This is a genomic window from Paenibacillus sp. V4I3, from assembly GCF_030817215.1.
Taxonomy (GTDB): domain Bacteria; phylum Bacillota; class Bacilli; order Paenibacillales; family NBRC-103111; genus Paenibacillus_E.
In genome coordinates this window covers 6827406-6853682 of record NZ_JAUSZA010000001.1, presented here as the reverse complement: position 1 = coordinate 6853682, position 26277 = coordinate 6827406, and the positions used below count along the sequence as shown (strand labels likewise).

Annotated in this window: 22 protein-coding genes and 1 pseudogene; 20 read left to right on the top strand and 3 right to left on the bottom strand. The window is 48.0% G+C overall.

Annotation, left to right across the window (positions count from 1 at the left end; translation table 11 throughout):
• Positions 1 to 14 precede the first annotated feature (14 nt).
• The 6 genes from QFZ77_RS31565 to QFZ77_RS38060 all read left to right on the top strand — a co-directional run bounded on the left by QFZ77_RS31565 (position 15) and on the right by QFZ77_RS38060 (position 7769).
• Positions 15 to 2846, top strand: coding sequence for a glycoside hydrolase family 3 protein (locus tag QFZ77_RS31565; protein WP_307445993.1), 2832 nt, complete (start codon positions 15 to 17; stop codon positions 2844 to 2846).
• A gap of 63 nt (positions 2847 to 2909) precedes the next feature.
• Positions 2910 to 3263, top strand: coding sequence for a glycoside hydrolase family 95-like protein (locus QFZ77_RS31560; RefSeq protein ID WP_373462785.1), 354 nt, complete (start codon positions 2910 to 2912; stop codon positions 3261 to 3263).
• A gap of 426 nt (positions 3264 to 3689) precedes the next feature.
• On the top strand, positions 3690 to 4646 hold the full coding sequence (locus QFZ77_RS31550; protein ID WP_307445989.1) for an ABC transporter permease: 957 nt from the start codon (positions 3690 to 3692) through the stop codon (positions 4644 to 4646).
• A 28-nt stretch (positions 4647 to 4674) separates the two neighbouring features.
• Positions 4675 to 5565, top strand: coding sequence for a carbohydrate ABC transporter permease (locus QFZ77_RS31545; RefSeq protein WP_047675180.1), 891 nt, complete (start codon positions 4675 to 4677; stop codon positions 5563 to 5565).
• A 655-nt stretch (positions 5566 to 6220) separates the two neighbouring features.
• Positions 6221 to 7435 carry a type 2 periplasmic-binding domain-containing protein gene (locus QFZ77_RS31540; RefSeq protein WP_307445987.1) on the top strand — a complete coding sequence of 405 codons (1215 nt, stop codon included), beginning with the start codon at positions 6221 to 6223 and terminating at the stop codon, positions 7433 to 7435.
• Between the two features lie 223 nt (positions 7436 to 7658).
• Complete coding sequence (locus QFZ77_RS38060) at positions 7659 to 7769, top strand: RICIN domain-containing protein (protein ID WP_373462693.1); 111 nt, start codon at positions 7659 to 7661, stop codon at positions 7767 to 7769.
• A gap of 140 nt (positions 7770 to 7909) precedes the next feature.
• Here the strand turns inward: QFZ77_RS38060 and QFZ77_RS31535 are convergent, their stop codons facing one another.
• Positions 7910 to 8749: a helix-turn-helix domain-containing protein gene (locus QFZ77_RS31535; RefSeq protein WP_307445984.1), complete on the bottom strand. Its 840-nt coding sequence runs from the start codon at positions 8747 to 8749 to the stop codon at positions 7910 to 7912.
• A gap of 140 nt (positions 8750 to 8889) precedes the next feature.
• On the opposite strand from QFZ77_RS31535, the gene QFZ77_RS31530 reads away from it, so the two are divergent.
• The 4 genes and pseudogenes from QFZ77_RS31530 to sda all read left to right on the top strand — a co-directional run bounded on the left by QFZ77_RS31530 (position 8890) and on the right by sda (position 12953).
• Positions 8890 to 11991, top strand: coding sequence for a glycoside hydrolase family 2 TIM barrel-domain containing protein (locus tag QFZ77_RS31530; RefSeq protein WP_307445983.1), 3102 nt, complete (start codon positions 8890 to 8892; stop codon positions 11989 to 11991).
• A 218-nt stretch (positions 11992 to 12209) separates the two neighbouring features.
• Positions 12210 to 12388 (top strand): annotated as a pseudogene (locus QFZ77_RS31525) (ATP-binding cassette domain-containing protein); the annotation flags it as partial.
• Positions 12381 to 12770, top strand: a complete 390-nt coding sequence (locus QFZ77_RS31520) for a carbohydrate ABC transporter permease (RefSeq protein ID WP_307445981.1) — start codon at positions 12381 to 12383, stop codon at positions 12768 to 12770. The pseudogene QFZ77_RS31525 and the gene QFZ77_RS31520, both read left to right, overlap by 8 nt.
• Positions 12771 to 12782: 12 nt before the next feature.
• Entirely contained in the window at positions 12783 to 12953 is a 171-nt protein-coding gene (gene sda / locus QFZ77_RS38055; protein ID WP_373462692.1) for a sporulation histidine kinase inhibitor Sda, read from the top strand.
• A gap of 38 nt (positions 12954 to 12991) precedes the next feature.
• On the opposite strand, the gene QFZ77_RS31515 is transcribed toward sda, so the two are convergent.
• Positions 12992 to 13618, bottom strand: coding sequence for a TIM-barrel domain-containing protein (locus tag QFZ77_RS31515; RefSeq protein ID WP_307449998.1), 627 nt, complete (start codon positions 13616 to 13618; stop codon positions 12992 to 12994).
• A gap of 118 nt (positions 13619 to 13736) precedes the next feature.
• Between QFZ77_RS31515 and QFZ77_RS31510 the strand changes: the two genes are divergently transcribed.
• The 5 genes from QFZ77_RS31510 (at position 13737) to QFZ77_RS31490 (ending at position 20653) form a co-directional block, all read left to right on the top strand.
• The gene (locus QFZ77_RS31510; protein ID WP_307445979.1) at positions 13737 to 15506 is read left to right on the top strand and encodes a sensor histidine kinase; all 1770 of its coding nucleotides are present in this window, start codon (positions 13737 to 13739) and stop codon (positions 15504 to 15506) included.
• Entirely contained in the window at positions 15499 to 16935 is a 1437-nt protein-coding gene (locus tag QFZ77_RS31505; RefSeq protein ID WP_307445977.1) for a response regulator, read from the top strand. The genes QFZ77_RS31510 and QFZ77_RS31505 overlap by 8 nt, the downstream gene beginning before the upstream one ends.
• Positions 16936 to 17132: 197 nt before the next feature.
• Positions 17133 to 18092 (top strand): ABC transporter permease, encoded by a 960-nt coding sequence (locus QFZ77_RS31500; protein ID WP_307445975.1) that lies wholly within the window; start codon positions 17133 to 17135, stop codon positions 18090 to 18092.
• Complete coding sequence (locus QFZ77_RS31495) at positions 18089 to 18961, top strand: carbohydrate ABC transporter permease (RefSeq protein WP_307445973.1); 873 nt, start codon at positions 18089 to 18091, stop codon at positions 18959 to 18961. The genes QFZ77_RS31500 and QFZ77_RS31495 overlap by 4 nt, the downstream gene beginning before the upstream one ends.
• Positions 18962 to 19027: 66 nt before the next feature.
• Positions 19028 to 20653 carry an extracellular solute-binding protein gene (locus QFZ77_RS31490; protein ID WP_307445972.1) on the top strand — a complete coding sequence of 542 codons (1626 nt, stop codon included), beginning with the start codon at positions 19028 to 19030 and terminating at the stop codon, positions 20651 to 20653.
• 186 nt (positions 20654 to 20839) lie between these two features.
• Here the strand turns inward: QFZ77_RS31490 and QFZ77_RS31485 are convergent, their stop codons facing one another.
• Positions 20840 to 21052 carry a hypothetical protein gene (locus tag QFZ77_RS31485; RefSeq protein WP_307445970.1) on the bottom strand — a complete coding sequence of 71 codons (213 nt, stop codon included), beginning with the start codon at positions 21050 to 21052 and terminating at the stop codon, positions 20840 to 20842.
• On the opposite strand from QFZ77_RS31485, the gene QFZ77_RS31480 reads away from it, so the two are divergent.
• The 5 genes from QFZ77_RS31480 (at position 20976) to QFZ77_RS31460 (ending at position 26241) form a co-directional block, all read left to right on the top strand.
• The gene (locus tag QFZ77_RS31480; protein ID WP_307449995.1) at positions 20976 to 22628 is read left to right on the top strand and encodes a LamG-like jellyroll fold domain-containing protein; all 1653 of its coding nucleotides are present in this window, start codon (positions 20976 to 20978) and stop codon (positions 22626 to 22628) included. The two genes, QFZ77_RS31485 and QFZ77_RS31480, sit on opposite strands and share 77 nt — an antisense overlap.
• 303 nt (positions 22629 to 22931) lie before the next feature.
• Positions 22932 to 23063 (top strand): hypothetical protein, encoded by a 132-nt coding sequence (locus QFZ77_RS31475; RefSeq protein ID WP_307445968.1) that lies wholly within the window; start codon positions 22932 to 22934, stop codon positions 23061 to 23063.
• A gap of 181 nt (positions 23064 to 23244) precedes the next feature.
• A complete protein-coding gene (locus QFZ77_RS31470) occupies positions 23245 to 24801 on the top strand; it encodes a glycoside hydrolase family 43 protein (RefSeq protein ID WP_307445966.1) in 1557 nt (518 codons plus the stop codon).
• 328 nt (positions 24802 to 25129) lie between these two features.
• Positions 25130 to 26053, top strand: coding sequence for a glycoside hydrolase family protein (locus QFZ77_RS31465; protein WP_307445965.1), 924 nt, complete (start codon positions 25130 to 25132; stop codon positions 26051 to 26053).
• A gap of 20 nt (positions 26054 to 26073) precedes the next feature.
• A complete protein-coding gene (locus QFZ77_RS31460; protein ID WP_307445963.1) occupies positions 26074 to 26241 on the top strand; it encodes a hypothetical protein in 168 nt (55 codons plus the stop codon).
• Positions 26242 to 26277: the final 36 nt, after the last annotated feature.

The following is a 26277-nucleotide window of genomic DNA, read 5'->3' as shown; positions in this document are numbered from 1 at the left end:
GAGGTTTGGCGACGATGACAAGTGCTAAGGGAGTAGCTTTACCGTTTCAGAATCAAGATCTGGCAATCGAAGACCGTGTTGCCGATCTGGTGTCCCGTTTCACCCTCGAGGAGAAAATTGGGCTCATGTGCCAAAATCAACCCGCAGTCGAGAGGCTGGGGGTGAAACCATACAAGCACGGTACCGAAGCTGCCCACGGCATCGCTTGGCTGGGGGAGGCGACCTCATTTCCGCAACCGATCGGCCTTGCCTGCACTTGGAACCCGGAACTGCTGGAACGGATCGGTTCCGTTATCGGCGATGAGGCCAGAGTGTTTTATCAGCGGGACCCCGCGCGCAACGGCCTGACACTATGGGCGCCGACTGTCGATATGGAGCGGGACCCGCGGTGGGGCCGGACAGAGGAGGCGTACGGGGAAGACCCGCACTTGACGGGTGAGCTCACGTCCGCGCTCGTCAAGGGCATTCAGGGTTCGCATCCCGTTTACCGCAAAGCGATTGCGACCTTGAAGCATTTTCTCGGCAACAACAACGAGAAGGATCGGGGGCACTGCTCCGCCAGCATCGACCCGCGCAATATGCGGGAATATTATTTGAAAGCGTTTGAGCCGGCCTTCCGCGATGGGGGGGCTCTGTCGATGATGACTGCATATAACTCGATCAACGGGACGCCCGCCATTCTCCATCCCGATGTGCTCCGGGTCGTCAAAGGCGAGTGGGAGATGAACGGCTTTATCGTCAGCGATGCAGGAGATCTGATCGGCCTCGTGAAGGATCACCATTATTTTGAGACGTATAAAGAAGCTGTCGTGGCGTCGATCAAGAACGGCATCGACAGCATCACGGACGATGCCGAGATTACCTGCGCCGCCATACGGGAGGCGCTCGCCGAGGGGCTGCTTGAGGATGGCGACCTGGTCCAGGCTTTGACCAACACGTTCCGGGTGCGCTTCCTGCTTGGCGAATTCGATCCAGACGAGCGCAATCCGTATGCCGGCATGCCGGATGACACGGTTTGCAAGCCGGAGCATGCGACTCTCTCCCTGGAAGCGGCCCGTGAATCCGTCGTACTGCTCAAGAACAAGCATCAACTGCTTCCCCTCGACCGGGATGCCGTACAGCGAGTCGCCGTGATAGGGCCGCTCGGAGATGCGGTATGCCGAGATTGGTATTCCGGCAGCCATCCGTATAAGGTCACTCCGCTGCAAGGCATTCGGGCCAAAATGAGCAAAGGTTCCGTCGTCTTCGCCGACGGATGCGACCGTGTGCGCCTTCGTTCCGCTGTGACGGGAAAATATGTAGGGATTGCGCCGGACGAGAACGGTGCATTGAAGGCGGACCGGACAGCTGCCGATTCCGCCGAGACGTTCTTGATGACCGACTGGGGCTTCGGCAGCGCCACGCTGAAGGCGCTCTCGAACGGCAAATATGTGACGACCGACGATAGGACCGTGACCGCTTCGACTGAAGACATTTGGGGCTGGTTCGTCAAAGAGGTGTTTCAACCTGTCGAGGGGCAGGATGGGACGATGTCGCTCGCAAGCTGGAACGGGAGCCCTGTGTCGCTGCCCGGCGATGAAGGCGGGGCTTTGCGCAAAGAGGTTATCGAGGACGGTCTGAAGGAGGCGGTTGCGGTGGCTGAAGCGTCGGATGCAGCGATTGTTATCGTCGGGAACCACCCGCTTATCAACGGGAAGGAAGAGATCGACCGCCCGGACTTGACGCTAGCCGCTTCCCAGGAGAGGCTGATTCGGGAGGTATACAAGGTAAATCCCAACACGATTGTCGTCGTCATTGGGAGCTACCCGTTTGCCCTGAACTGGGTCGATAAGCACATTCCGGCCGTCTTGTATTCCTCACATGCCGGCCAAGAGCTTGGGAACGCCTTGGCGGACGTATTGTTCGGCGATTATAACCCGGCGGGACGGCTCAATATGACCTGGTACAGTTCCGTAGAGCAGCTGCCCGATATCATGGATTATGATATTAGGAAAGGGAAGCGCACCTATCAATATTTTGATGGAGAGCCGTTGTATCCGTTCGGTTACGGGTTGTCGTATACGACCTTCCGTTACTATGAGCTGAAAGTGAATCTGGAGCGTGCCGGCTCACACAAGGACATCTCGGTCAGTGTGCAGGTCGAGAATGCGGGCGATATGGCCGGAGAAGAGGTCGTCCAGCTGTATGTGCGCGCCGATACGTCCCGCGTGCAGAGGCCGCTCAAAGAGCTGAAGGGCTTCCGGCGCATCCATCTGGCTCCCGGAGAGAAGCGGACCATCTGCTTTACGGTGCCGGTTTCCGAGCTGGCGTTCTGGGATGTGACCAGAGACGCTTATTGCATCGAGTCCGGTACTTATACGCTCATGATCGGGGGCTCGTCGGGAGATATTCGCGTGCAGAAGAAGCTGGCGGTAGACGGCGAAACCGTGCCTCCGCGCGATTTAATCAAGGAAACACCGGCAGTGAACTATGATGATTACGATGGCGTCTACCTTGACGAATGCCGGGAAGGCGGGAGCTGCATCCGGTTGTCGGGCGAGTCAGGCTGGCTGCGATTTGACGATGCCGATTTCAGCGTTGGGATCAGCGGCTTCGAAGCCCGTTGTATGTCCGGCAAGGAAGGCGGCAGAATCGAGCTTAGACTGGATGCACCAAACGGTTCGCTTATCGGAACATGCACTGTTCCTGATACGGGGGGGCAGCAATTGTGGGAGACAATTGCCTGCAAGGTGGACGAGGCGTCGGGAGTTCGCACTGTCTATCTGTGTTTGGTCGGGGATATCGGACTGAGCCGCTTCCGTTTCCTTCCGCAAACCGGAGTTATACGAGAGGAGACATTGGAATGAACGCGATGAGCTTGTGATATCGGAAGCCCGCAGCCGATTGGAATGAGGCGCTCCCGATCTGCAATGGCCGTCTTGGCGGAATGGTGTTTGGACATACCGGCGGAGATGCTGTTGCAAAGCCATGTCGGCGAATTGCATCTGTTGCCTGCGCTTCCCAAAGCGTGGGCGGACGGCACGGTCCGAGGCCTGCGTGGGCGGGGCGGGTATACCGCAGATCTGCGCTGGGCGGTTGGGAAGCTGCGGGAAGCCGAGCTTGTGACAAGCCATGCCGGCGTTTGCAGGCTCCGCGTTCCGCATGCGGCGAAGCATGTCGTATACGGGCAGGATGGAGCTCCTATAGAGACAGCTTTGACAGATTACGGAAGCGCGGAATTCCACGCGCAGAAAAATATGCGCTATAGAATTGCCTTACTTTAAATCCAGTACCATGGATAAGACCGAGGACTTGCTGGCTGGCGGTGATGAGTACCTGACCAAGCCCTTTTCTGAGCAGGAACTTCATGCCAGAGTGTTTACCCTGCCGCGCAGATATACAATCTATCAGGATCGGCATGATTCAATATTTTCCGGCACGGAAAAACACTAATTATGGCTGGATTTTAAGTGAAATTTATCGGGTATTATGATGAAAACGATTTCGTTATAATCGAAACAAAGAGGTTGAGAGTTTGCCCGCATAATGAATCTGTGGAACAAAACCTGAAGCAGGTTCCACCGCTGAGAGAGAGTTGATAGGAAATGTCATACCAGCAGGAGTTCTAGACCTCCTAAGATAGCCGATTTGAAAATCCAAGTAAAAGTGAGCAAATGATAGAAAAATTATTTAATAGCGGGAGGAGAAACATGAACGCAAACTTGTCTAAACAAACCTATTCCCCAGTTTCAAGAAAGCGCTTCCAACTTAAAGATAAGTATAAATTATTTCTTATGGCTCTTCCTTTTCTTGTTCTTGTCTTTTTGTTCTCATATTTGCCGCTGTACGGCTGGGTCTATGCCTTTTACGACTACAGGCCCGGTATTCCACTGTCCAAAACCGAGTTCGTGGGCCTGGGCTGGTTTAAAGCGTTGGTGTCGAATCCGACTCAGGTTCAGGAAATCCTCAGGGTTCTGCGCAACACGCTCGTGATCAGTTCGCTTGGCATTCTGACTTCGGTTCTGCCGGTCATCTTCGCGATTTTCCTGGCGGAAATAAAGAGCCCGACGTTTAAGAAAATCGTGCAGACGCTTACAACGCTGCCGAACTTTATCAGTTGGGTATTGGTGTACTCCTTCGCATTCATGTTGTTTTCTGTCGACAACGGCTTCCTGAACAACTTGCTGAAGAGCATGCATCTGATAGAACGCCCGCTGAGTTTGCTGGCATCGGACAACCATACCTGGCTGGCCATGACCTTGTGGGGCATATGGAAAGGTCTCGGTTGGGGTGCGATCTTGTACATTGCTGCGATTGCCGGGATTGATCAGGAATTGTATGAGGCGGCGAGAGTGGATGGAGCAAACCGTTTCCAGCTGATGTGGCACGTGACGATTCCCGGGATTATACCAACATTCTTCGTGCTGCTCATATTGGGAATCGCGAACTTCATCAATAATGGACTCGAGCAATATTATGTGTTCTCTAACGCGATAAACATGAATCATATTGAGGTGCTTGATCTGTACGTATACAACATCGGGGTGGTGAATTCCAACTTCGGGTTCGCGACGGCGGTCAGCATTCTCAAATCGATTATCAGCTTGTTCCTGCTGTATGTAGCCAATGGCTTGTCGAAGCTGGTTCGCGGCGAAGGCGTCATCTAAGTCATCTTGAGTAGAGAGGAGTATCGACATGGGAAAGATGAGAAAGATTACGATATTTGACATCCTGAATTATACGTGGTTTGCCCTTTTCACTCTTGTTTGTTTCTTTCCGTTCTATTATTTGCTCATCAATACGATTAGCAACAACGACTTGAGCAGCAGAGGCCTCATCATGTTTTACCCGCGAGGGCTTCATATAAACAACTATATTGATGTATTCAGAATTCCCGGACTGGGTACAGCCGCGCTCGTATCTATAGGACGCACTGTAATTGGCACATTGTTGACCGTGGCTGCATCGGGATTTCTCGGATACTTGTTTACGAAAAACGCAATGTGGGGACGCAAATTCTGGTACAGGTTCCTCATCGTGACCATGTATTTTAATGCCGGTTTGATTCCATGGTACCTTATCATGCTCAAGCTTGGCTTGGTAAACAATTTCCTGGCCTATGTCATACCCGGGATCGTTGCTCCGTTCAATATCATCCTTGTCAAAACGTTCATCGAGTCGACGCCGATCGCCCTGCAGGAATCGGCGCAAATCGACGGAGCGGGCTTTTTCACGATCTTCTTGAAGATCGTCATGCCTTTGATCACACCGATTCTGGCCACGATCGCCATCTTCTCGGCCATCGGTCAGTGGAACTCGTTCCAGGACACGTTGTTCCTAATCACGAACTCGAAGCTGTTTACGCTGCAATTTCTCCTGTATCGCTATTTAAACGAAGCGACATCGCTGGCAACTCTGATGAAATCCACCGGAGGGGCAATCAATGCGGATTTGACCAATATGCAGACTGCCACTTCGATTCGGACGACGGTTTCTATGGTTGTCGTCATCCCGATATTGCTCGTCTATCCTTTCTTCCAACGATACTTTGTCAAAGGCATCTTAATCGGGGCCGTAAAGGGCTGAATTTGAAACTAGCAAAGGAGGTGAGGCGGGACGTTGTTGGCTTGTATTGTATTTGTCAAGGGGATGTCAGCAATCATTTCTTGACCGCAATGAAAAAGTACGACTATGCAGGTACATGACAAGGAGGTTAACAAACAAATGATTAGAGGGAAAAAATGGATAGCGGCCGCGGTCTCGATGAGCGCCGTGCTTGTATTATTGTCCGCATGCAGCGGCGGCAAAACCGCGGTAGATTCACCGGCGCAATCGAGCGCAAGCACAGATCCTTCGAAGCAGCAGGAAATCACGTTGACGGTATTCTCGAACCTGGCCAATTATGCCGGGAATCAACCGGGTTGGTTTGCGAAGGTGATCAAGGACAAATTTAATATCAAATTAAACATTATCGGCGGCGGCCAGCAAAAAGAGGCTACGATGTTGGCCTCGGGCGATGTGGGCGATATCCAGGTCGCAATCAACGTCAAAGATGCGATCAAAGCTGACCTGCTGTTGGATTGGAAGAAAAACGGGCTGCTTGACAAATACGGCCAAGACATTCAAAAATATGCCGGCCAAGCGCTTGAAGCCAGCAGCAAGCAATTCGGCGGCGGCACGGCGATCTACAGTATAGGGCATAACGTAGGCAGCGGCAGCGGCCCGAGCGAAAACGGCCGATATGACATTCGGCCCCGAGATCCGCTGGGACTTGTACCAGAAGCTGGGCAGTCCGCAAATCAAAACGTTGGACGACTATCTGACCGTCCTCAAGCAAATGCAGCAGCTCAGTCCGAAGAGCGATAGTGGCAAGCCTACGTACGGATTTTCGCTGTGGTCGGACTGGGACGGGTCCGGTTCAATGAACGTAGGGTCTATAACTGCATTATACGGCTATGGGACAGGGGACGGATTCAACAAAGCTGATTTGATCCTGACGAAGGCCGATGAAGCGAAATGGCAAGGCTTGCTCGATGACGACGGTTACTACTTGAAAGGCGTGAAATTCTTCTTTGATGCCAATAAGATGGGACTGCTTGATCCGGACTCCTTGACGCAGAAGTTCTCCGACGTGTCCAATAAGTACAAGGACGGGCAAATTCTATTCGCGCAATTTCCTTGGGTAAGCAGCAATTACAACACCACGGAGCACACGTCTGCAGGCAAAGGTTTCGCGTTCGTGCCATTCGGCGATGAGAAAATGTCATCCGTCGGGTTTAAACCACAGGGCGGCACGTGGTATTGGTCCATTGGCGCGAAGACGAAGTATCCGGAGCGCGTGATGCAATTCCTTAACTGGCTGTATACGCCGGAGGGCGTCATGGTATCCAGCTATGGACCGAAGGGCTTGATTTGGGATATCAAGGACGGCAAGCCGACTTTGACCGATTTCGGGTACAAAGCGATCACCAACTCCGTCAATATGCCTGACGAATATGGCGGCGGGCTGTACAAGGACGGCGTCAACCAAATCAACAACGCGACGATCTCCAAGTCTATGATCAATCCGGAAACTGGGGAACCGTATGATTACACGATGTGGACCTCGTATTTGAATCATAATCCGGATCCGGTCACGAAGAGTTGGCGGGACGCTATGGGTGCGCTGACGGTGAGAGATTACGTCGTCAAGAACAACCAAGTTGCCGTGGCACCTGAGTACTCCAGCAGCGAAGCGCCGGCGGAGCAACCGGCCGACATCAAGCAGAAGAACAGCGAAGTGGGCAAAGTCATCAAGGAATATTCCTGGAAGTTGATGTTCGCGAAGGATGATAACGAGTTTAACAGCCTGAAACAGCAATTGATCACGAAAGCCAAAGGTTTGGGCTACGACGACGTTGTCAAGTGGCAAGTCGACAAATACGAAAAAACGGTCGGTGCGGCGTTGAAAAAGTAATCAACAAAGATGGAATGCGACTATTCTGTCGAATGTTCCATCGAAATTACTTGAAACGATTAAGCTTCGTGAAATCTGAATTCCGTGAGCATAACTGGCTCACGGAATTTTTACGATCAGCCTGCTGTTTTATCATTACTTCCGGAATGAAAATTGCTCATAAATAGGGGGACTTTCTCCTTGCCTCCCGTTTCCTCCAGACTCCGCATCGCGACGGACGCCCTTGCTCTTGGCTAATGTAAACGGCGCCTCCACAACAGATGGAGCGCAAATCATCGAATGGTCGGATAATAACACCAATAACCAAATGTGGCAATTATCCAAAGTTAATTAGAATCCTGGATCGGTGACCAGATAAGAAACATAAACCGCTCTTCGGAGCGGTTTCAGATTGTTGGCAAAGCCCCGGTTTCTCGGGACTTTGTTATTTGTTTTTTTTCTGAGCGAAATGCCTATATTGGCTGTAAAGTATTGTCACCTGTGGCGGTTACGAATATAACGTCCTGGAGGCATTCCTTCCGATTTAGTAAATTGTTTGGTAAAGGAGTAAATATCCCCATAACCAAGACTAACGGCTACATGTTTGATGGGGAGTCCGGAGAGGAGCATCATTTTTGCCTGTTTCATTAAATGTTCGATGTGGTATCGCTGAGGGGAAATCCCGGTCGTGGCTTTAAATAACTTCCTGAAATTCTCATAGCCCATATTTACGGCTGCTGCAGTTTCCTTCATATCATAATGGATATCATTAGAGCCGCCGATTAGTTGGCAAGCCTTCGACATTTTAGGATCATTGTGCTCTCTCTGCGTATAATGAACGCTGCCATGTAATCGGATAATGAGCTCTTGTGTTTTCATCAGCAAATAGGGAAGCCTTTCATCTGCAGCGCCTTTAAGGTTGTTTAGCAAGGCAGCAAAATCAATAACAAAATCGCTCGTAACCTGCGTTGCTTGCACCTCTTTATCGGAATTAATAATTCCAAGTGTTATTAGGTAATGATAGACAGGATAACCTACGCTAATATAAAACTCTATCCATTCCCCATTTGGCTCGATTTCGGTGGAGTGCAAACGTTCGGGCAAACGCTGAACCAGATCCCCCGCTTGCATCGGAATAACGGTACCGTCCTCTGAGATATATCGTCCACTGCCTTGCAGAATCAAAAAACAGCTGTAATATCCGATCTTAAAGTCATATTGGGAACGCTCTGCCGTTAATTTTCTCATAAAGCCGCATGACAAAATGCCTTGGTCGAAATCGTCGCCGATACACCGGTATACAACATCATTTTCCTTTATATCGTCGTAATTCATATCGTCGCTACACCTACCAAAATGGATAAATGAATTACCAGACTTAACATTTCATATGAAGACTTATCCTTATATTATAAGGATATCGATTTTATAGTACAACCAATTAGAACAATTGATGGGGGGATTATTTAAAACGTATGAAGCCGAACAGAGACTGGGAGAATCCGCATATCACTCAAAAGAACCGTTACCCCATGCATGAGCCGTACGGAGTATACGAAACTGTAGAACAGGCGCTAAGCGGCAATCGCAGAACGTCCAAATATGTAAAATGCTTAAACGGCTCGTGGAAATTTAAATTGTTTTCGTCTCCAGGCGTGGTAACCGATGAGTTCTATCATCCTGAATATGACGTGTCCCGTTGGGATGATATTCCGGTTCCTTCCAACTGGGAGCTTTTCGAATATGGAAAACCAGTGTACACCAATATCAAGTATCCCTTTGCACAGAAGGGGGCGGACTCTCATCATGAAATTCAACTGAAGAAAGATGAATTTGTTTTGAATCCGCCTTATGTGCCAGAGGATAACCTTACCGGATGCTATGTTCGCACGTTCGAAATTCTCGAACATTTTAAAGACCGAGATCTATTTATCGATTTTGCCGGCGTGGAATCTTGCTTTTATCTGTGGTTAAACGGGAAGCTCGTCGGTTATTCGCAGGACAGCAAGCTTAACGCTTCTTTCGATATTACGGATTACATCCAAATGGGACAGAACCATTTAGCCGTTCAGGTGATGCGATTTGGAGCCGGTACTTATCTGGAGGATCAGGACTACTGGCATCTATCGGGGATCTACAGAGATGTTCTGATTTATGCCAAACCGCGAATGCGCATTCATGATTATAAAATCGAAACGCTCTTTTCGGGTCAATACGACAATGCCGAATTAGCCGTAACGGTTTACCCTAATCATCAAGCAAGCTGTTACGGGGAAGCTCATACGCGCCTGTCTCTATACGATCACGATCAAAAATTGGTCGCGCAATTTGAAACGCCGAAGTTTGCGGATTGCAGATCCTACCTGCAAGACAACTATGCGGCGAAGGCCAAACAAACCATTAATAGTCCCCAATTGTGGAGCGACGAAATTCCTTACCTCTATAGATTGGTATTGGAAATGATCGACCCTGACGGAAATGTCGTTGACATCGAGAGTTCAAATGTCGGCTTTCGCGAAGTTAGCATCGATAAGAACGGGATATTGAAAATAAACGGCAAACGTCTCATCATCCGTGGAACGAATCTTCATGCGTTTTGTCCCGAAACCGGGCGCGTGGTGTCAACGGCGTATATGCGTGAGCAGATTAAGATCATGAAATCGCTTAATATCAATGCGGTAAGAACGAGTCACTATCCGCATGCAGTCGAATGGTACGACCTCTGTGATGAATTGGGCATTTATGTAGTGGATGAGGCCAATATCGAAACTCATGGCATCGGCGGCCAGTTGAGCGCATCTCCCGAATGGACGCATGCTTATATGGAACGTGCAGCACGGATGGTGCTAAGAGATAAGAATCATCCCTCGATCATTCTGTGGTCCCTGGGAAATGAATCCGGTTACGGAGCGAACCATGCCGCAATGTACGGCTGGATGAAGGAATATGATAAAACAAGATATGTTCAGTATGAGTCCTTGAATCCTCCGGCCAATATTTCAGATATCGTGGCACCTATGTATCCTCAGAAGGATTGGATCCTGGATTGCATGGCCAACTGCGAAGATTTGCGGCCGTTTATTATGTGCGAATATGCGTACGCGAAAAGCAACAGCAACGGGAATTTCAAGGAATTTTGGGACCTTATTCATAAATTCCCACGGTTTCAGGGCGGTTTTATTTGGGATTTCCAGGATAAAGCGCTTGTTAGGACTGATGAATCCGGGAACAAAAAATATGTTTATGGCGGCGCATTCCAAGAAGAGATTATGGATGCTGCGCCCGATATGTGCCTGAACGGTATTGTATTTCCGGATTTAACACCGAAACCGGCTGCCTATGAAATCAAATATGTTCAGTCTCCCGTCCAGATCGATTACTTTGAACGGCCTTATCCTATTCATGGCAACAAAAGTTATCGAATATATAATCATTATACGCATCGAGACTTAAGCCACCTTGACATCGGTTGGGAACTTGTTTGCGACGGGGAGGTTGTCGAAAACGGTACATTACCCAAATTGAATACGCCGGCCGGATCTATGGACAGTGTTCAGGCACCATATGATCCAACCAAGGTCTCTGGAGAAGCGTACCTGAATTTCTATTCTTATCTGAACGAGGACACCTATTATGCAAATAAGGGAACCTGTATGTATGCATGCCAGATCGAGTTGAATGATTCCGTTTATGAAATTCATACCGGAGATATTGAAAGTGGAAGCCTGGTATATGAAGAAGCTGCAGATCGAATTCATATTCATAATGAAAATACGAACGTAGTCTTCTCGAAAGAAACGGCAGAGTTCATTTCTGTGAGATACAAGAACCGGGACTACTTTACGGGCGGAGCTAACAATTTCTATCGCCCGCCAACGGGGATAGACGCTGGTATACCTGGTGAGACGCTGAACTATGCGGATGATTGGAGAAGCCTTGGGCTGGACTCCAATCAGAAAGAGATCATGCGTATCCGGGTATATGCTGCGCCTGCCTCCGTTATCATTCAGGTTCATGCTCTGTATCATGGGTGCATTGAAACACGAACTGACTATGCAATTGGCGGCAAAGGGATTGAAATTACCAACACTGTCGTGAATAATGCCAATGTCGATACGATTCCGAGAATCGGCCTAAACTTTAACTTCTCTGCTGCCTGGAAGAATATCAGATGGTATGGTCGCGGGCCATGGGAAAACTATGCGGACCGTAAAACGTCTGCCTTCGTTGGTATATATGAAAGCTCTGTTGAAGAACAACATGTTCCCTACATCGTACCGGTTGAATGCGGAGGCAAGGAAGATGTCCGTTATCTATATGTTTCTGCGGATGATCGCAAGGTAAAAGTTACCTCGGCGGGTCACTTCCATTTTGATATTCATCCATACAGCATCGGACAATATGACAATGCCGCCTATGAAGATGAGCTTGGCACATCCGATTCCGTTTTCCTTCATATCGATTACAAACATGCAGGTCTTGGCGGAGACAACGGTTGGACCAAAAATATTCACGATGAATATAAAATCGAAAAGGGCATCTATGTTTACAAGATCACTTTAGAGATCATGGATTGAACAGCAGGCCCCGGGTATAATCAGCAATAGCAAATTGTAAAGGTTGAGTAGTGAAATAATTGTAAGAGACCGTTCTTAACTAAAATGGGAGTACGATCTACCATTTGCGGAAGGAACGGTTTCTTTTTTTCAGAGAATATTTTTTAATAAAATAATCAATTTCAACTAATCGGAAAGACAATTAAAATGCAAGTATAAAGCAATGGGGGAGAGATAAGATGAGTAAACCGCTAATGCTAATGGAAGGAATTGAAAAGCATTTTCCCGGTGTGCATGCATAAAACAACTGCAAATTTGAATTGCTCCCCGGCGAGGTTCATGCTCTGGTTGGAGAAAACGGAGCAGGAAATAAACTCTCATGAAGATCTTGACTGGCGTTTATCGAAAAGATGAGGGGGAAGATATCTTTTCAGTCAGTACCAAGAGAATTGGAAGAATCGGCAGCACTTGACGGGGCTGGACAACTCAGAACGTTTTGGCAAATCATATTTCCTCTACTTAAACCATGTACAACAACAGCAATCTTTATCGGGCTTTCGATGTGGAATGACTTCCTGACACCGCTCCTGATCGGGCAGGTTCATACCATTACATTAGGCATTTATACCGCAATAGGTCCTCATTCTTCCAATTGGGGTCATATGTTTGCCTTCGTGTTTTTCGGAACTTTTCCTGTTGTAGCCGCCTACCTGTTAGCTCAGAAACAATTTGTTAGTGGACTCACCGCAGGAGCATTAAAAGAACAAAGAATAATATTATTTGAAGGCGATTTCAAATAGAGATGACAAGTTGTGTGGTCATTATCGAATGAAGAATTGTTAAATATGTTAAATGAAGCTACGAAACTAAAATTAGACACTGAATTTATTGAAATGATTCAACACCAAATTCATCGGCGGAAAGTTGAAGAAAATATTAAAAAAACTGAAACTGCTCATATCCCTGCTTGGAGAGCGCATTGAAAGAGCGGTAAGCATCACTGCTGAAGGTCGCACATAGTTCAATGTAATGCTGCGTAAACTGCTTTAACGTCTGGAATTACTTGCATTCCGTCCCGTAAAAATACCGGAATCTTGCTTAGAAGAGCTTCAACATGAATGGTTTGTCCGCCTTCGAAGATACTTCCTGTACGTGCATCCGTCCAACTTGCACCTTCACCCTCATCCCCAAAACTCCATACCTCGTTGTTTCCGCCGGTACTTAATGCTTTGCTGCCGTCTTTTCTTAATACATCCTTGCCTCCACTGCGATCGCCATGCAAACTCATAACAGGACAGAAAGTCCCCCATTGGAACCATCGGATCAGCAGTTCACGGAATTTGGGATTGTCCGAGTTACCTCCTGCAAAGCCTCCGATATCCGTCGTCCACCAAGAGATCCCTGCCATTCCCATATGAAGGCCTGCAACGATTTGTTCTCTGAAATCTTCAAATGAAGAATGAATATCTCCCGACCACACTAATGCGCCATATCGTTGGCTGACTGCCCAAGCGCAGCGAACTAGGTTTACGATATTGTCCTGTCCTTGCGCCTGCATTCCGTCATAAAAGGTTTTTGAAGAGGGTCGGCTACCACTACGGTGAAAATTCTGGTATCTCTTTACTTGAGGATTATTATCGTTTACTATTCAACATATAGGTGCTCCTCTCAAGGTTTATGGGTTTCTTCGCAGATACCATTATCCTTGGTTTGGCGCACTTTTTCAATTTTTTCCAAATACAGAATGAAAAAAAAGGACATATCACATGAAACGATCATATTTGAAAAAACTTCCCATCACGATGCAGTTATCTTTACTGGGTTTATTAATTGTTATGGTTATGATTTCGATTATGGCTGTGAATTATTACCGTGCCGTCAATGTCGTAAAGAAGAATAACAGCGATTACATCAAAGGTGTTATTTCGCAACTGAACCAGTCCATTTCTTCGAATAGTAATGATGTTAAAAGAATTATGGAAACGATTGCCTATAACGGACAAACCGTACAAAATTTTTTGTCTGAAAAAAATCCAGTCCAAAAGTTAGAAATGTTCAACCAGTTAAAAGCTTATTTGTCAGATATGAGGAAAATGAAAAAGGCTATTTTGGATATTGCACTGGTTGAAAATAACGGCGCCGTATTCAACTTCCTGGCCAATTCGGCTCAAATTGAAGCAATTTCCAGGGAAATTCCGAGAGATAACTTGTCCTATTTTTTGGGGCTTAAAATGATCGATTTACCTTATACTACAACGCCGGTGTTGGTTGCGGGAGTGCCAATCTATTCAACAACTGATTTTGAGGCCGTCAATAGTGAACTTGGAACTCTGCTTTTGATAATCGACAATCGACTGCTCTTTGGCGACGGCAACCCTGTCAATTTACCCGAGGGTGCCTTAATCTACATGGCTGATCGTAACGGAAGGCTCTTCTATACGAATGATGATTCAAGTAAACTTGGGGAGCCGATTCCCAAAGATAGATTGTTGAATCATAACAGTCTATATATGATTCAGAGGGAAGCTATTCCGGATATGGACGGTGAAATTGTTATTGCCATGCCGAATCATGTGCTCCTTCAAGGTCTTAATGTGATCCGTCAACAGCAGCTTATCATGGTTGCAATTGCACTCGTATTGATGATTATACCTCTTCTGTTCGTGAGCAATAACATTCTGCTGCCTTTGAAGAAGTTTATGAGGTTGATGGGAGAAGTGAGTCTCGGGGAAAAAAACCATCTCAGCAAACGAATCGATGTAGATGGTTATGCGGAAATGATTATTATGGCTTCACGTTTCAATGAAATGTTGGCGGAAATTGAGAAATTGACGGATCATTTGCTGGAAAGCAAGCGTGTCCTCTACGAGTCGGAGTTGATTAAACGGAGAGCGGAACTCAGCTTTTTGCAAAGCCAAATCAATCCGCATTTTTTATACAATACGCTGGAATCGATCAAAGGTCTTGCCGCTAGAGAGGGTTCTTCGAAAATATTCGAACTGACAAAGGCGCTAGCTATGTTTTTCCGTTACAGTATCAAGGGACCTGATATGATTTCCTTGGAAAGAGAATGGATCATCATAAAAAACTATATCTTCATTCATCAAATCCGATTTGGCGAACGCTTGCATGTGGAATACGATATTCCTACGGAATGCCTCGCATGTCTTGTCCCTAAAATGATCTTGCAGCCCATCGTGGAAAACGCCATCAAACATGGCATTGAGCCGCTCAGACAAACTGGTGTGTTGGTGATAAAAGGCTATAGGGACAGGGAGAACCTGTATCTCTCCGTTAATGATAACGGTACAGGAATAAGTTTGGAACAGTTAGAGGAAATTAATAATACAATGGAATGCTTATCGCCAACAGATGGCCTTGATGGCGATTCCGTATCCGGCATCGGACTGGCAAATGTCCATAAAAGAATCCGCATGATTTTCGGAGAACCATACGGCATCAGGATGACGAGCGAGCTTGAAGGCGGAACAACGGTCTCGCTTACAATACCGGTTAGGGGTGAAGGTCATGTATAAAGTCTTTATTGTGGATGACGAGGAACTGGTTATAGAAAGCTTGATAGCGACGGTGGATTGGAAGGGCTGCGGCTATGAAGTTGTCGGATATGCGCTTAGCGGGGAGGAGGCAGTGGAAGCTGTCAAACATATTCAACCGGACGTGATTTTTTCCGATATCCGGATGCCCGGAATGAACGGGCTGGAACTGAAAAAACGATTGGACGATGCGGGTATATCCGCCAAATTTATAATCGTGAGCGGACTGGCGGAATTTGCTCTTGTGCAGAAAGCAATCCAGAATAACATATCCGGTTATTGCCTTAAACCTTTCGACGAGATGGAAATCATGGGGTATCTTAAAAAGATCAAGCGTGAATTAGACACCCTTCGTCTGTTGCCTGAAGGCGAAATACTTGATTTGATCGAGAACGGTACGCCAGAAGCAACCAGCAGATTGCAGCGTGAGTTAGCTTTGGCCGGCATGACAAGTTCCGGAAAAGAAGATTTGCGTATCATGCTTACAGTGAGAAGGGACAAGTTTCCGATCAATGAAAAAACACCTTGCATTACGTTGCGTATCGGTTATCGCAAGTTTATATACGTGATGGCTGACAGTGATGCGACCGAATTAATGACCCAATTTGCTTCTGAAAGTCGTCATTTCTTAAAAGGAATCGGGTTCAGCAAACGGGGTGTCGATACGGAAGGATTTACACAGGCTATCCAAGATGCAGAGCTTCAAGCCTATCAATATTTCACTTTAGCCGAAATCTTCACATGGGAAGAATCATGGAAAACCAATGACACGAAGTCGGCATTTGCAGTGCCGACAGACGGAAATAACCAGACGTTCAACGCACATATGGATTCCTTGTTATCCATGTTCCAGAGCGGTCTTCTGAATATCCGGCATGCCCTGTTGTTGTATAACGATTGCATTACGCAGTTAAGTCGAAAAGGTATGGATTCGGACGATTTATACCTCTATTCTTTCGAACACTTGGCAGATCAGTTTGAGGATGTCCGGGATATGATCGATTATTTAAAGGGATTGTTCCGGGGGGAGCAGACTGATCAACAGCATGTTTCCATGCAGTCTGGACGCATTCATACATTCTCTGCCATACTGGAATACATCAACGAGCACTTTGGCGAGGACATTACAATTCAGGGCTTAAGTAAACAATTCAACTTAAACTCGAATTATATCTCGCAATTATTCAGAAAAGAACTGGATAAAACCTTTACCGAGCACTTAACCGGTCTTAGAATGAACCGCGCTTCGGTGTTGCTCAGAACTACGTCCATTCCGATCAACGATATAGCGGATCAGGTAGGATACCAGGATTATTTTTATTTCAGTAAAATGTTCAAAAAAATGATGGGCAGTCCGCCAAGAAGCTATCGTTACGACCAAAGTCAGAACGGCTATATTTCCGGCTCCTAATTAACGGAGGCCGTTTTTTTTTTTTTTTGTATTCCTTATCGAAAACTTGTACTTGAATTAGGTGCAAGACAATTTCTCCTCCAATTCGACATAAAGTTACATGAAAAATACAAGAATAACACTAATTTAACGACATACCCCTATGGAAGCGTTTCCTTTACAATAGATTTATAGACGAGATAGGAGGCGAGAGGGGTATGCAAAATACAGTAAGTCACGCGAAATACAAGGGGCGTTTGAAGGGAAAAACCAATCGCAAATGGCAGGAAATCGTCCGTCATAAGTACTTCTACTTGATGGTATTTCCAACCGTGCTGTTCTTTCTGATCTTCGCGTATGTGCCTATGTACGGCGTGATCTTGGCTTTTAAGGACTTCAATTATTCTCTGGGCATCATGAACAGTCCCTGGAATAACTTTCAAAACTTTCGGGATGTGCTGGGCGATCCGAAATTCCTGCATGCGTTCAACAACACCTTGTTGATCAGCTTCGGGCGTTTGCTTATCGAATTTCCGATCCCGATCCTGCTGGCGATCCTGCTGAATGAAATGCGACACGGTAAATTAAAGCGGATCTATCAAACCGTATTTACATTTCCGCATTTCATCAGCTGGGTCGTGTTAAGCGGAATCATAACGAGTATCCTGAGCGATCAGGGCGTGCTCAATCAGATCCTGCAGCTATTCGGATGGGGAAAAAACACGATCCTGATCCACGACGGAAGTTTTCTGGCGCTGCTGTTCACGTCGAACATATGGAAAGAAGCAGGCTGGTCCTCCATTATTTATCTGGCAGCCATCGCGGGTATCAATCCCGAGCTTTATGAGGCGGCGGCCATAGACGGCGCAAACCGTTATCAACAAATGAAGGCCATTACATGGCCAGTGATTCGTACCACGGCAGCTATTCTGCTTATTCTGGCCGTCGGCGGTATTATGAATGGCGGGTTCGACCAGATCTTCAATTTGTATAACCCGGCCGTTTATGAACGCGCCGATATTCTCGATACCTACGTGTATCGCAGCGCTTTTGTAGACGCAACGGGGTTCGGCTATTCCACTACGGTTGGTTTACTGAAATCCGTCATCAGTTGCTTGTTGCTTTTCGGATCAAACTTTTTTGTGAAGAATGTTATGAAGGAGGGGGGCCTCTATTGAAGCGCTTATCGGTTACTAATGCGCTGATCGCGATCATCCTGGGGCTGTGCGCGATCGCGGCTGTATTCCCGTTTTATCAAACGCTCGTTCTGTCCTTGTCTACCATATTAGACAGGAAAGCGGGAGGGGTCATGTTGTTTCCGAGATCCATTGATCTCTCTTCGTATCAATATATTTTTCATGAAGGCAAGGTGGTCAAAGGTTTGCTTATATCGGTCTTCGTGACCGTGTTAGGCACATTGGTAAATTTGGTAGTAACGACGACAGGCGCTTACGCGTTATCCAAGAATTCGATGCCTGGCCGAAACGTGATCCTTACTTGCATCATCTTTACGATGTTTTTTTCAGGCGGTCTTATTCCCTATTATTTGACGATTCAAGGTCTGCACTTGCAGAATAATTTACTTGTCATGATTTTGCCGGCGGCTGTAAACGCGTTCAACCTCATCCTGATGAAGAACTTCTTCGGAAGCGTCAATCCTGCTCTTGAGGAGTCGGCCAAAATTGACGGGGCTAACGATCTTAGTATCCTCATTCGCGTCGTCATACCCGTTTCGTTGCCGATCATGGCGACCATGTCCTTGTTTTATGCGGTTGATCGCTGGAATGAATGGTGGCTTCCTATGTTGTTTATCAACGATATAAACTTGCATCCCTTGCAGCTTGTATTAAGAGACACGATAACCAATCTGAGTCAGTCGATCAACAACCCGGCAGGCCAACAGTTAGCCGCACAAATGCAAAACGTTTACCCGGAATCGGTAAAGTCAGCGATGATCATCGTCTCCGCCATTCCCATATTAATGGTTTATCCATTCGTGCAGAAACACTTCAATGCGGGAGTTATGATTGGCTCCGTCAAAGAATGATAATAGTGGCTTCGGCCGTTATTATATACATCCTGAGCTTCAAAAATACAAGGAGGGTTTATAAAAATGATGTCCAAACAAAGAGCATTAGCATGTTCGGCTTTGATTTTGCTTGCAGGTACGGCGCTATCCGCCTGCAGCAAAGAGGAGAGCAAGACAAATACCCCAAGCGTAACGTCAAACGCATCACAGAAGCCAGATGATACGGCAATGAGCAAGCCATTGGAGCTCAGCGTTGCAGTATGGGACATTGAGACAGGCTTTAACGCTTCAAATGCAAAAAATGACACCGTTTACAACGATTTGACCAAGAAATTCAACATCACGATCAAACCGGTGCAGATTACCTGGAACGACTGGCAGGAGAAAGCAAAGGTATGGGCAGCGTCCAAGCAGCTTCCCGACATGTTCGCCAACGAGGTTGATATGGGGTTGTACCAAACCTGGGCCAAGCAAGGCGTCATCAAGCCGCTCCCCGACGATCTGAGCCCGTATCCGAATTTGAAAAAGCTCTTTTCCAGTCCGGCTGTGGAACCGGCCTTGCAGCCGTTAAAAGTGGATGGGAAATATTATGCGGTTCCGCGTTTTGGCGGTGAGGATATCGGCGATGGCAGGCTGGGCAGGCCCATCCGTTATCGGAAGGATTGGGCGGAGGAAGCCGGATTTACCAAGGAACCGGCAAGCTTTGACGAATTCTTGGCCATGACCAAAGCAGTCATACAGAAACACCCCGGTGTCACCGGTTTGACGATTAATTCGAAAGGCTATCTGTTAACGCAATTCTTGGGAAGCTTCCCCGAAATGGTGTTTAGCAATAACTGGACCCAGGAAAACGGCAAGTGGATTCCCGCTTTTACGTCCGAGAAAGCCTATCCGGGTATCAAGCAGCTTCGCACGCTCTATTCGGAAGGTATTCTTGACAAGGACTTTGCCATCCAGAAAGACGCCGACGGCACCAACAAGTTTTTGTCCGGCCAAAGCTTTGCGCTTTATGGCATGGAAGGCGTGACTGATGAACAAGTATCCGCATTCAAAAAAGCGAATCCTGGCGTCAGCCCTTCGAAAGCAATGGGTTACTTGAACATCTGGCCTGCGGCCGACGGAAAGCGCTATTCGACTGCGGGAGCGCCTTTCTGGTCCAATACGTTTTTCGCAAGTACCATTAGCGATGATAAATTCAAACGTTCTCTCCAAGTGTTGGATTACATGCTGTCTGACGAGTATAGGATCCTGGGGATTAACGGAATCGAGAATATCGATTATAAAGTGGAAAATGGACAATACGTTTCCCTGTTGAAAGCCGGTGAAACGCTCGCCGACAAATACCCGATCACGTCAAAACTGGTTTGGCTTGCCGCATGGGACCCCCTCCTGTATAAGGGCAAAAAAGTGGTAAGCTCCGATCCTGAAGGAGCCGCACTGCTGAAGCTGCAAATTGAAACGTGGAATCGCTATAAACAGGAAAATACGCTGATGCCTGTCAACTTTGATTTCAATGCGATATCGACTCCAGCTAAAAACAAGTTTGCGGCTCTAGACCCCGATATCCAGAATGACATCATTAAAGTGATTTTGGGCAAAGGGGATCCGATTGCCCAGTGGAAAGAAATTGTTAAGAGTTACGACTCCAAAGGTGTGCCTGAAGCCATCAAAGAAGTGAACGATGAGGTAGCCAAGAGAGGTATCAAGTAACAACTCCTTTTTCATGACAGTTCAGTGACACGAAGAAGCTTCCGAACCATACGCATCATGTTCGTGAAGCTTCTCTTGTTCCTGATAAGCATAAGGGAAAGGGGGATTATCAAACCGGATTTTTTGTATGCGTTTTAAAATTAGTTTTTCATCAAAGAAGGGGTGATCATATGGTTAAAAGTCAGTTTAGAAAAAAACGGTCCAGAGTCTTGTCTCTTCTGATGGCGTTTCTGGTAGCCATTTCAGAATTACGGTTACCGGACTGCCAAGCGGCGTTAGCGCCGGTATAAGCGATTTCAAGGTATTCGGAGACCCGACCGATCTGGCGTTTGGCAAGACCGCAACGGCGGATAGCTCGGCGGCAGGAAATCCGGCTTCGAGCGGAAACGACGGGGACACATCGACGAGTTGGACCGCCGCTGATGCGTTAACCGGCCATACGTGGACGGTAGACCTTGGCAGAGGCTTGACGATCAATAACGGTACCCAGGTGATGTGGGCACAGGACGGTCAAGCATATAAGTATACCATTGATGTGTCCAATGATAATGTCAACTGGACTACAAAAATCAACAAGACCGGTAATAGCAACTTTAGCCAGGTTCAATACGATTACTTTGTTGCAACCGCCCGCTATGTCCGAGTTACCGTGACTGGACTGCCGAGCGGCGTAACGGCCAGCATTAAAGAGTTCAAGGTATTCGGAGAGACAGGCGATACCCTGACTATGGCGCAGCTGCCGTTTGACGAGACTAGCGGAACGACGGCAATTGATGCAACCGGCAATGGCTGGAACGGCACATTGGTTGGCGGCGCGAGCCGGGTGGCCGGCAAGAGCGGCAATGCCGTAGACCTGAGCGGAACGAGCCAATATGTCGCTCTTCCTACGGGCGTCGTTTCCGGCGATGACAAGATCACCGTAGCGGCTTGGGTGAATCTGGATACGGTGAGCAACTGGAATCGGATCTTCGATTTCGGTTCCGGATCGTCTACCTATATGTTCCTCTCGCCGAAAAACGGAGCAAACGGCAAAATCCGCTTTGCGATCAAGAACAATAATTCAAGCGAACAAATCATTGACGGGCAGGCGGCGCTGCCGACCGGAGGCTGGCATCATGTAGCTGTCACCTTGAACGGCTCGACAGGCATCCTCTACGTTGACGGAGTTCAAGTAGGCACCAATACCGGCATGACCCTGAAACCGTCCGATATGGGAGCCACCACGCAAAACTGGATCGGGCGCTCCCAATACGCCACCGATCCGTATCTCGACGGACGTGTGGACGACTTCCGGATCTATAATAGCGCTATGTCCGCATCGCAAATCATGCATCTCGCGAATGGGCAAACGGTGCTGCCGATGGCAGAGCTTCCGCTTAACGAAGCGAGCGGAACGACGGCCTCCGATGTGACCGGCAACGGCTGGAACGGCACCCTGACAGGCGGCGCCAGCTGGACAACCGGCATTAAGGGCAACGCGGTGGACCTGAGCGGAACAAGCCAATATGTTGCATTGCCAGCAGGCGTTGTTTCCAGCGCTAAGGCAATTACTGTAGCAGCCTGGGTGAATTTGGACACCGTGAGCAACTGGAGCCGCATCTTCGACTTCGGTCTCGGAACGAACAACTACTTCTACCTGACGCCGCAAAACGGGACAACCGGCGTCATCCGTGTCGGGATCAAAAACGGCGGTGGCGAGCAAGTCATCGACGGCATTGCGGCGATGCCAACCGGCGGCTGGCATCATGTGGCCGTAACCCTGGACGGCGCTACGGGAACGCTTTACGTCGATGGCCAGAAGGTAGGCAGCAGCAACATCAACATCAGACCTTCCCAACTTGGCGTTACCACGCAGAACTGGATCGGCCGCTCGCAATTCTCCGCAAATCCGTACCTCGACGGACGGGTGGACGACTTCCGCATCTATAACGTTGCTTTAACCGATCAGGAAATAGCGGCTGTAATGAACGAGTAGAATGCAGCGACAGTGAATGAACCAGAGGAAGTCCGGAACATGCACGTCGTGTTCCGGACTTTCCGTCATTGGTTCGGCGGTGGAGCTTTATTCTGATCCGTTGAATGATACTTATGACTAATGTGTCGGAAATTGTGCGTATGTACGAAAAAGGAAAATTACGCCAATACCTATACGTCAGGACCGCTGTATTCGGTTACCATTATTTTTCGATATATATTGTTCAACTTTCCCTACCGGGAACCGAGAGTGATTAGAGTTACGTGAGAAGTTCCAGCACATCAAGAGTAAGGGGGCTAAGATGTGAGATTCTGTTTGTACGATGAACAAGCTTACCCACAGTCATTTCGCGGGGTTGTGAATGGACGTTATTATCTGCTGTACTCTCTAAACAAAGACATGGAGAGCACGTACGATCAGGTAATTATTGACTGAATCGCCTGAGGCGAACATCAAGATGGACGGATGCACGTACAGGAAGGTTCTTCGAAGGCGGACAAACCATCTATGTTGAAGCTCAACTAAGCACGATTCCGGTATTTTTACGGGACGGAAAACAAGAGTATCTCATCGGAAAAATATAATATTCTTTTAGAACGGAAAGGATGACCCTGTTATGGAAGATAACTACAATCTGTTATCGAAGAAGGGAGCTTGGGGAGATCAGGGGGACGGCACCTATGTCAATCCTGTCTTGCCGGGAGATTATAGCGATCCGGATGTCATTCGAGTCGGAGATGATTATTACTGCATCTCCTCTACATTGCATTGCTCTCCGGGGATGGCGGTACTGCATTCCAAAGATCTTGTGAATTGGAGAATGATCGGGCATGTTGTGGACGATTTGACAAGCATCGGCCCGGAATACAATTACAATCGGATGAACCGTTATGGCAGAGGAGTATGGGCAGGCGCCATCCGATTCCACAAAGATAAATATTGGGTGTATTTTTTCACGCCCGATGAAGGATTGTTTATGAGCACGGCTGCCGATCCGGCGGGACCTTGGGAACCGCTTCATCAAGTTTGGGAGGTTAGCGGCTGGGACGACTGCTGTCCGTTTTGGGACGATGACGGACAAGGCTACTTTGTTGCCACTAATTTTGCCGATAACTATAATATCCATTTATTTAAATTAAGTGAAGACGGCAAAGAACTATTGCATGACAGCGATACGATTATTCATCAGCACAAAGGGAGCGAAGCCAATAAGCTCTACAAAATAAACGGAACCTACTATTTTTTCCACAGCGAGGTTCACCGTAGGGAAGGCATTGAAGTCAGAATTGTTATGATGTTAAGGGCCGAACATATTTATGGGCCCTACGAGGAGAAGGAGATTATCCATACGCACGGCAAGGATGTAGACCGGGAGCCGAATCAAGGCGGACTTGTCCAGACCGTTTCCGGTGATTGGTATTTCATTTCGCATCAAGGAACGGGCGAGTACGAGGGGAGACCGCTTCACTTGCTGCCCGTAACGTGGGTTGACGGATGGCCGATTATCGGAAACGATACGGACGGCGACGGAATCGGAGAGATGGTATGGGGAGGCAGGAAGCCCATAAACGGACATCCCGCGACGGTTCTTGCCACAACTGACGATTTTGACCGGGCGGTGCTCGAGCCGTATTGGGAATGGAACCATCAGCCGAAAGCCGACAAATGGTCGTTAGCGGAACGGCCCGGCTATTTGCGTCTATACGCATGCCAACCCATCGATAAGGACAGTTTCTTTACCGTAAGCAACATCATTTCGCAAAGAGCGTTTAGAACCGTTCACAATACAGCAACCGTAAAAATAGAGATCAGCGGCATGGCAGACGGGCAAGAAGCGGGGCTTTGCCATTTTGCACAAACCTATTGCAAGATTGGCGTACAACAACAGAATGGAACAAGGGTTCTGAAGTTTAACCATTCGGGGACGATTGCGTGGGGGCCGGAATTATCAGGTTGCACCCTATGGTTAAGGTCTGTGTGGAACTTAGACGGAATCAACCGTTTCGAATATAGCGTCGATGGGGTACATTTCACGAGCTTTGGAGACGCCTATCAGTTGGGGTGGGGGAATTATAGGGGAGATCGGATCGGGGTATACAGCTATAACTGCGAGAGTGAACAGGGTTATATTGATGTAGACCAATTTTGTTATGAGGTCGCAGGAGCAATATAAGCCACAATAGCCCCAGCGGCGGCTCGTCGACCATGACCAACGGCGGTATCCGTGCAGCATCATCACATCGATCCGTAGGGACTCGCATTCGTGGTAGATTGGTTTGCGCTCGCCGAATTGACCGGCAATCCAGTATGGAAAGAGACAGTCAAGACGAGGGGTTCTATCATACCCGATGGTAGAATACGTTCCAAGTGTCCCAATGGCTGGTGGCTTGGCCGACTGCATTTCGGCTTGAAGTATTACGGCACATGACGTTAGAGCAACAACGGTTTTTGATTAAGTAATATAAGCATATCCTAAACATGACGAGCACACACTGGAGGCTATGATGAAAACGCCATTGTATCGAGACCCTATTTATGACGGAGCAGCGGATCCGGTCGTTATTTGGAACAGAGAAGCCAAGGAATGGTGGATGATTTACACAAACCGCAGGGCAACGGCGGAAGATCGCCGGTTTGCCTGGGTGCACGGCACTGATCTCGGCGTTGCTTCATCCAAAGACGGGAACGATTGGGTTTACCGGGGAACGCTCCCGGGGCTGGACATCGAATGGGGAAGAAATACGTTCTGGGCGCCTGAGATTTACTGGCATGAAGGCATTTACCATATATATGTCTCTTATATTCAAGGGGTACCTGAGGATTGGGTAGGTCGGGCGGACATGCTCCATTATACAAGTCCGGATCTCCTCAATTGGACGTTTCAGTCCAGGCTGGATATCAGCGAGAGAAATATTATAGATGCTTGTATTTACCGTCTCCCTAACGGCCTGTTCAGAATGTGGTTCAAAGAAGACAACAACACCTACGCCGCCGACAGCAAGGATCTATACCATTGGGAACGTGTAGGGCTGATTATCGAGGGACGGGGACATGAAGGGCCTAATGTCTTTCGGTTCAAAGAATATTATTGGTTAATCGTGGACGAGTGGAGAGGGCAAGGTGTATACCGATCGGATGATTTGATCAACTGGGAACGGAACGGCCTCATTCTCGATCAGCCAAGCTCGAGGGAAGATGACGGCACGATTGGCTTGCATGCGGATGTAGTCTGCTCAGGGGACGAAGCATATATCTTTTATTTCACCCATCCGGAGAGATTAACCGGGCAAGAGCCTCCTTCCTACACCTACGGTACACGGCGTTCCTCCATACAAGTAGCCCAATTGGACGTTGTTGACGGTAAGCTGGTATGCGACCGAGACCGGCCGTTTGAACTGAAGCTTATGCCTCCGACCTGCGAGTAAGCCGGACAGGCAGTGCCAAGGTGCAGCTATTCCGTACGGCAAAGCAGTATGGCATTAACCACCATTACCGCTTCCACTCCTGGTGCCCGACTGAAGCTGAATTCGAAGCGGCAGACCGGGAATGCATATATATGCAGCCCGAGCTGCCTTTCTGGGATCCGGTTTTTACCCGCGCTTGCGACGAGTAAGGCATTCTATTCTGGTCGGAAGCGACCTTCTGGGGA

What these genes read in the sequence shown, in the direction of transcription:
- QFZ77_RS31510 (WP_307445979.1), top strand. Translation starts at nt 13,737, where the DNA reads ATGAAACGATCATATTTGAAAAAACTTCCCATCACGATGCAGTTATCT.
- QFZ77_RS31540 (WP_307445987.1), top strand. Translation starts at nt 6,221, where the DNA reads ATGACATTCGGCCCCGAGATCCGCTGGGACTTGTACCAGAAGCTGGGC.
- QFZ77_RS31535 (WP_307445984.1), bottom strand. Translation starts at nt 8,749, where the DNA reads ATGAATTACGACGATATAAAGGAAAATGATGTTGTATACCGGTGTATC.
- QFZ77_RS31470 (WP_307445966.1), top strand. Translation starts at nt 23,245, where the DNA reads ATGGAAGATAACTACAATCTGTTATCGAAGAAGGGAGCTTGGGGAGAT.
- QFZ77_RS31465 (WP_307445965.1), top strand. Translation starts at nt 25,130, where the DNA reads ATGATGAAAACGCCATTGTATCGAGACCCTATTTATGACGGAGCAGCG.
- QFZ77_RS31500 (WP_307445975.1), top strand. Translation starts at nt 17,133, where the DNA reads ATGCAAAATACAGTAAGTCACGCGAAATACAAGGGGCGTTTGAAGGGA.
- QFZ77_RS31565 (WP_307445993.1), top strand. Translation starts at nt 15, where the DNA reads ATGACAAGTGCTAAGGGAGTAGCTTTACCGTTTCAGAATCAAGATCTG.
- QFZ77_RS31490 (WP_307445972.1), top strand. Translation starts at nt 19,028, where the DNA reads ATGATGTCCAAACAAAGAGCATTAGCATGTTCGGCTTTGATTTTGCTT.
- QFZ77_RS31545 (WP_047675180.1), top strand. Translation starts at nt 4,675, where the DNA reads ATGGGAAAGATGAGAAAGATTACGATATTTGACATCCTGAATTATACG.
- QFZ77_RS31530 (WP_307445983.1), top strand. Translation starts at nt 8,890, where the DNA reads ATGAAGCCGAACAGAGACTGGGAGAATCCGCATATCACTCAAAAGAAC.
- QFZ77_RS31560 (WP_373462785.1), top strand. Translation starts at nt 2,910, where the DNA reads ATGGCCGTCTTGGCGGAATGGTGTTTGGACATACCGGCGGAGATGCTG.
- QFZ77_RS31505 (WP_307445977.1), top strand. Translation starts at nt 15,499, where the DNA reads ATGTATAAAGTCTTTATTGTGGATGACGAGGAACTGGTTATAGAAAGC.
- QFZ77_RS31520 (WP_307445981.1), top strand. Translation starts at nt 12,381, where the DNA reads ATGAGGGGGAAGATATCTTTTCAGTCAGTACCAAGAGAATTGGAAGAA.
- QFZ77_RS31550 (WP_307445989.1), top strand. Translation starts at nt 3,690, where the DNA reads ATGAACGCAAACTTGTCTAAACAAACCTATTCCCCAGTTTCAAGAAAG.